This window comes from Pseudomonas sp. NFIX10, from assembly GCF_900111955.1.
In the GTDB taxonomy this organism is placed as follows: domain Bacteria; phylum Pseudomonadota; class Gammaproteobacteria; order Pseudomonadales; family Pseudomonadaceae; genus Aquipseudomonas; species Aquipseudomonas fluorescens_AA.
Genome location: NZ_FOKH01000055.1, coordinates 1 through 5,473, shown reverse-complemented (window position 1 = coordinate 5,473; position 5,473 = coordinate 1). Strand labels below are relative to the sequence as shown.

Genomic DNA, 5,473 nt, shown 5'->3' with positions numbered 1-5,473 from the left:
GGGATCGAGTCGTCCCATTTTTTGTTTTCCCACCGGCCATTCGAAAAGTGATCTACACGACCAATGCAATCGAAAGCATCAACGCTCAACTGCGCAAGATCATTAAAACGAGAGGACACTTCCCAACCGATGACGCTGCAATCAAATTAATCTGGCTGGGCTTGCGCAATATCACGGCGAACTGGGGCAGTGCGGCCCACGACTGGAAAAGTGCCATGAATCAATTCGCGATCCTGTACGGGGACCGGTTCATCAGGCCGACGTGGTAAATGAAGGTCTGCCTAACGGCAGGCCGTTACCGGCCCGCACACAAAAAACCTGACACTCCCCGCGATTCGGCAGGCAAAACCGACTCATCGTTCATCGCGAGCAAGCGTTGCTCCCACGGTTTGTGCCGACAGGAAACCTTCAGCCCAGCACCACCAACCGATTCGGCAGCTCATTACGCTCATGAGTCACCGGCACATGGTCCTTTAGCAATTCGCCGCAGGCTTGGATACACGTCACGAAACCCTGCAAGGTCTGCCCCTGGCGAACCTGCTGGGTGAACGTCGCGACGATGGCGTCCCAGCATGTGTTGTCCAGGTGTTTGGAAATACCCTCATCGACGAGGATTTCCACATACCGCTCCGCCTCGCAGACAAAGATCAGCACACCCGTGCTGCCCACGGTGTGGTGCAGGTTTTGCTCGAGAAATTGCCGGCGTGCCAGGTTGGAGGCCCGCCAGTGACGCACGGAACGGGGGATCAGGTGAGTGGTGATCCTTGGGATGCGAAACACCAGGCACAACACGATGAAACTGACCCACTGCACCAGCAACAGGCTGTGCAGCGCCAACCAACCGGTGAGGTAATGGACCGCGCCGGGCACCACCAGCGCCAGCAGACTCGCCCATAGCAGTGGGATGTAAGCGTAGTCGTCGGCGCGGGCGGCCAGCACCGTGACCAGTTCGGCGTCGGTATGCTGCTCGACCCGGGCGATGGCCTCGGCGACCTTGCGTTGTTCGTGTTCAGTCAGTAATGCCATGGTTAAAAGTGCCTGCTCATTATTATTGTCACCAGCCGCCCGACGAACCGCCGCCCCCGAAACTGCCACCGCCACCGCTGAAGCCACCACCGCCGCCGCCACCGCTGAAGCCGCCCCCACCGGCGCTGCCCGAACCGCTGGAGCCACCGCGCCCGGTCGTCAGGATACCGAGCATCTGACAGACCGATATCGTCAAAATAAACAGGATCACCAGGAAGATGAACAGCCCGGCATGGCGCTCGACAAAATCGCCCTGCTCCTGCTGTCCATCCGTACTGTAGGCCGGCGCCGGCTCGTCCAGCGGGCTGCCGCCCAGCACCACCAGCATCGCCGCGACGCCGTCGCTGATGCCTTTGTCGAAATTGCCAGTCTTGAAGGCCGGCGTGATCACCTGGTTGATGATCACCGAACTCTGGGCATCGGTCAGGCGATCCTCCAGGCCATAGCCCACCTCGATGCGCAGTTTACGGTCATCCCGGGCGACGATCAGCAGCGCGCCGTTGTTTTTATCCTTCTGCCCGATGCCCCAGTGGCGCCCCAGTTGATAGCCGAAATCTTCGATGCTGCTGCCCTGCAGGTCCGCCAGGGTCACGACCACCACCTGTTCGCCGGTCGCCTGTTCATGGGCCTTGAGCTGCGTCTCCAGTTGCGCGCGCACCGAAGGGTCGAGCATCTGGGCGGTGTCCACCACACGCCCGGTCAACGCTGGAAATTTCAATTCGGCCTGTGCCGTGACTGCAAACACCCAGAGCAACAGCACCAGGCCAATTTTCAACACGCGCATTGGAACTCCTGTGTGGGAGCGAGCTTGCTCGCGATAGCGGTGGGTCAGCTTGCAGCAATGCTGAATGTGCCGCCGCCATCGCGAGCAAGCTCGCTCCCACAACGCTTCAAACTGCCGGATTGATCAAAACTTCACTTCAGGGGCTTTTTCGGCATTGGAGCTGGTGGCCTCGAACGTTTCGCGCAGCGGCAGGTCGCTGTACATCACGCTGTGCCACAGGCGGCCCGGGAACGTACGGATCTCGGTGTTGTACTTCTGCACCGCCAGGATGAAGTCGCGGCGTGCCACGGCGATGCGGTTCTCGGTGCCTTCGAGCTGCGATTGCAGCGCCAGGAAATTCTGGTTGGCCTTGAGGTCCGGATAACGCTCGGACACCACCATCAGCCGGCTCAACGCGCCGGTCAACTGATCCTGGGCCTGTTGGAACTGCTTGAGTTTTTCGGGGTTGTCCAAGGTGCTGGCGTCCACCTGGATCGATGTGGCCTTGGCCCGTGCCTCGATCACCGCGGTCAGGGTTTCCTGCTCGTGCTGGGCGTAGCCCTTGACGGTTTCCACCAGGTTGGGAATCAGGTCGGCACGGCGCTGGTACTGGTTCTGCACCTGGCCCCAGGCGGCCTTGGCCTGTTCGTCCAGGGTCGGGATATTGTTGATACCACAACCGGCCAGCAACGTAGTGAACAGCATCAGGGCCAGCATTCGCAGGCCGGTGCGGTGGTTCAGTCGTAGATTCATCGGGTGACGCTCTCCGTTGCATACATTGGATAAAACACTGCCACCTATCTCACCGGCGTCTGGGGCATAATCTGCCGCCGCGCTGGATTGAATCGGGTCGATGGGCTAAAAGATGCGCAGTGTGAAACTAAGTTCAGCCCAATGGGTTCGAAAGTGTGCTGTATTTAGCCGAACAACAATAGCCGCTCCTCACATTTTGGCTGACCGGCGTGTCCTGATCACCGCCCTTTAGGCTTGCGAGAAAACTATTCATGAAGAAGCTGTGTTTGCTGGGCCTGTTTGTCAGTCTGGCCAGTCAATCCGTATTAGCCGACAACCTGCCCGCCCCCATAGAGAACAAGGACGCGTTCATCAGCAACCTGATGAAGCAAATGACCCTCGAAGAGAAGATCGGCCAATTGCGCCTGATCAGCATCGGCCCGGAAATGCCCCGGGAGATGATTCGCAAGGAAATCGCCGCCGGCAACATCGGCGGCACGTTCAACTCCATCACCCGTGATGAGAACCGTCCGATGCAGGACGCGGCCATGCGCAGCCGGTTGAAGATCCCGATGTTCTTCGCCTATGACGTGATCCACGGCCACCGCACGATTTTCCCGATCCCCCTGGCCCTGGCCTCGAGCTGGGACATGGACGCCATCTACCACTCCGGGCGCATCGCCGCCCAGGAAGCCGCGGCCGACAGCCTGGACATTACCTTCGCGCCCATGGTCGACATTTCCCGCGACCCACGTTGGGGCCGGACCTCCGAAGGTTTCGGCGAGGACACCTACCTGGTGTCACGCATCGCCGGGGTGATGGTCAAGGCATTCCAGGGCAACGGCGCCAACGCGGCCGACAGCATCATGGCCAGCGTCAAGCACTTCGCCCTCTACGGCGCAGTGGAAGGCGGCCGGGACTACAACACCGTGGACATGAGTCCGCTGAAAATGTACCAGGACTACCTGCCGCCCTACCGCGCCGCCATCGACGCCGGAGCCGGCGGGGTGATGGTCGCGCTGAACTCCATCAACGGCGTGCCCGCCACCGCCAACACCTGGCTGATGAACGACCTGCTGCGCAAGGAATGGGGCTTCAACGGCCTGGCGGTCAGCGACCACGGCGCCATCTTCGAACTGATCAAGCACGGCGTCGCCAAGGACGGTCGCGAAGCGGCGAAGCTGGCGATCAAGGCCGGCATCGACATGAGCATGAACGACTCGCTCTACGGCAAGGAACTGCCCGGGCTGCTCAAGGCCGGCGAGATCGAACAGAGTGACATCGACAACGCCGTGCGCGAAGTGCTCGCGGCCAAATACGACATGGGCCTGTTCAAGGATCCGTACCTGCGCATTGGCAAGGCCGAGGACGACCCGGCCGACACCTACGCCGAAAGCCGCCTGCACCGCGCCGATGCCCGTGACGTGGCACGCCGCAGCCTGGTCCTGCTGGAAAACCGCAACCAGACCCTGCCCCTGAAGAAGACCGCGAAGATCGCCCTGGTCGGCCCGCTGGCCAAGGCTCCGATCGACATGATGGGCAGTTGGGCCGCGGCCGGGCGCCCTGCGCAATCGGTCACCCTGTTCGATGGCATGACCCGCGCCCTGGGGGCCGAGTCGAAGCTGATCTACGCCCGTGGGGCCAACATCACCGCCGACAAGAAGGTGCTCGACTACCTGAACTTCCTCAACTTCGATGCCCCGGAAGTGGTGGATGACCCGCGCCCGGCCCAGGTGCTGATCGACGAAGCGGTGCAAGCCGCCAAGGATGCCGATGTGGTGGTGGCCGCCGTGGGTGAGTCCCGTGGCATGTCCCATGAGTCGTCGAGCCGTACCGAACTGAACATCCCCGCCAGCCAACGCGAGCTGATCAAGGCCCTGAAGGCCACCGGCAAGCCGCTGGTGCTGGTGCTGATGAATGGCCGTCCGCTGTCGCTGCTGGAAGAAAAGCAGCAGGCCGATGCGATCCTGGAAACCTGGTTCAGCGGCACCGAAGGTGGCAACGCCATCGCGGATGTGCTGTTCGGCGACTACAACCCGTCGGGCAAGCTGCCGATCACCTTCCCACGCTCGGTGGGGCAGATTCCGACCTACTACAACCACCTGAGCATTGGCCGGCCGTTCACGCCGGGCAAGCCGGGCAACTACACCTCGCAGTATTTCGATGACACCACCGGCCCGCTCTATCCGTTCGGCTACGGCCTGAGCTACACCGAGTTCAGCCTGTCGGACATGGCCCTGTCATCGACCACGCTGAACAAGACTGGCAAGCTCGATGCCAGCGTGACCCTGGAAAACACCGGCAAGCGTGACGGCGAAACCGTGGTGCAGTTGTACATCCAGGACGTGACCGGTTCGATCATTCGTCCGGTGAAAGAGCTGAAGAACTTCCGCAAGGTGATGCTCAAGGCCGGCGAGAAGAAAGTCATCCACTTCACCATTACCGAAGACGACCTGAAGTTCTACAACGCTCAACTCAAGTACGGGGCTGAGCCGGGCAAGTTCAACGTGCAGATCGGCCTGGATTCCCAGGACGTGAAGCAGCAGAGTTTTGAGTTGCTCTGACTCTCTGGCCCTGCAAAACCCATGTGGGAGCGAGCTTGCTCGCGATAGCGGCTTAACATTCAACTGAGATGTTGACTGTCAGACCGCCATCGCGAGCAAGCTCGCTTGTATGGTAGGACTTGAAGGGGGGAGGAGGGACAAAGCTCGATTCTGACTGTTAGCCGCAGTACAGACCGTGGGAGATTTCACCCCTCCTCCTTTCACCCAAGCGCCGATAAAGAATGCATCTGGCCTAGACCGACGATAGGAACAAGCCTGCGCCTCTGGGTGAACCCTTCAAGTGTTCAAACCTTAGCCCGGAGGATTTTCAATGGCAATGCCGGTTTCTGTCGCAAAGCCGATCGTGGGTGTTGATGTCGCCAAAGATGAGTTGGTGATTTATCACGCA

The 5,473-nt window shown here is 60.5% G+C and carries 5 protein-coding genes; 2 read left to right on the top strand and 3 right to left on the bottom strand.

The features are described from left to right. On the top strand, positions 1-269 hold a 269-nt coding region (locus tag BM321_RS29115), incomplete at its 5' end, for a transposase (protein WP_139236205.1). 139 nt (positions 270-408) lie between these two features. On the opposite strand, the gene BM321_RS29110 is transcribed toward BM321_RS29115, so the two are convergent. From BM321_RS29110 to BM321_RS29100, 3 genes are all read right to left on the bottom strand, one after another. Further along, positions 409-1,026: a TPM domain-containing protein gene (locus tag BM321_RS29110; protein WP_092332779.1), complete on the bottom strand. Its 618-nt coding sequence runs from the start codon at positions 1,024-1,026 to the stop codon at positions 409-411. Positions 1,027-1,054: 28 nt separating this feature from the next. Beyond that, positions 1,055-1,810, bottom strand: coding sequence for a TPM domain-containing protein (locus BM321_RS29105; RefSeq protein ID WP_092446449.1), 756 nt, complete (start codon positions 1,808-1,810; stop codon positions 1,055-1,057). Between the two features lie 123 nt (positions 1,811-1,933). Further along, positions 1,934-2,542: a LemA family protein gene (locus BM321_RS29100; RefSeq protein WP_092332783.1), complete on the bottom strand. Its 609-nt coding sequence runs from the start codon at positions 2,540-2,542 to the stop codon at positions 1,934-1,936. Between the two features lie 251 nt (positions 2,543-2,793). Here BM321_RS29100 and bglX point away from each other — a divergent pair, with 251 nt between their 5' ends. Next, positions 2,794-5,085: a beta-glucosidase BglX gene (gene bglX, locus BM321_RS29095; protein WP_092446447.1), complete on the top strand. Its 2,292-nt coding sequence runs from the start codon at positions 2,794-2,796 to the stop codon at positions 5,083-5,085. Positions 5,086-5,473 lie beyond the last annotated feature (388 nt).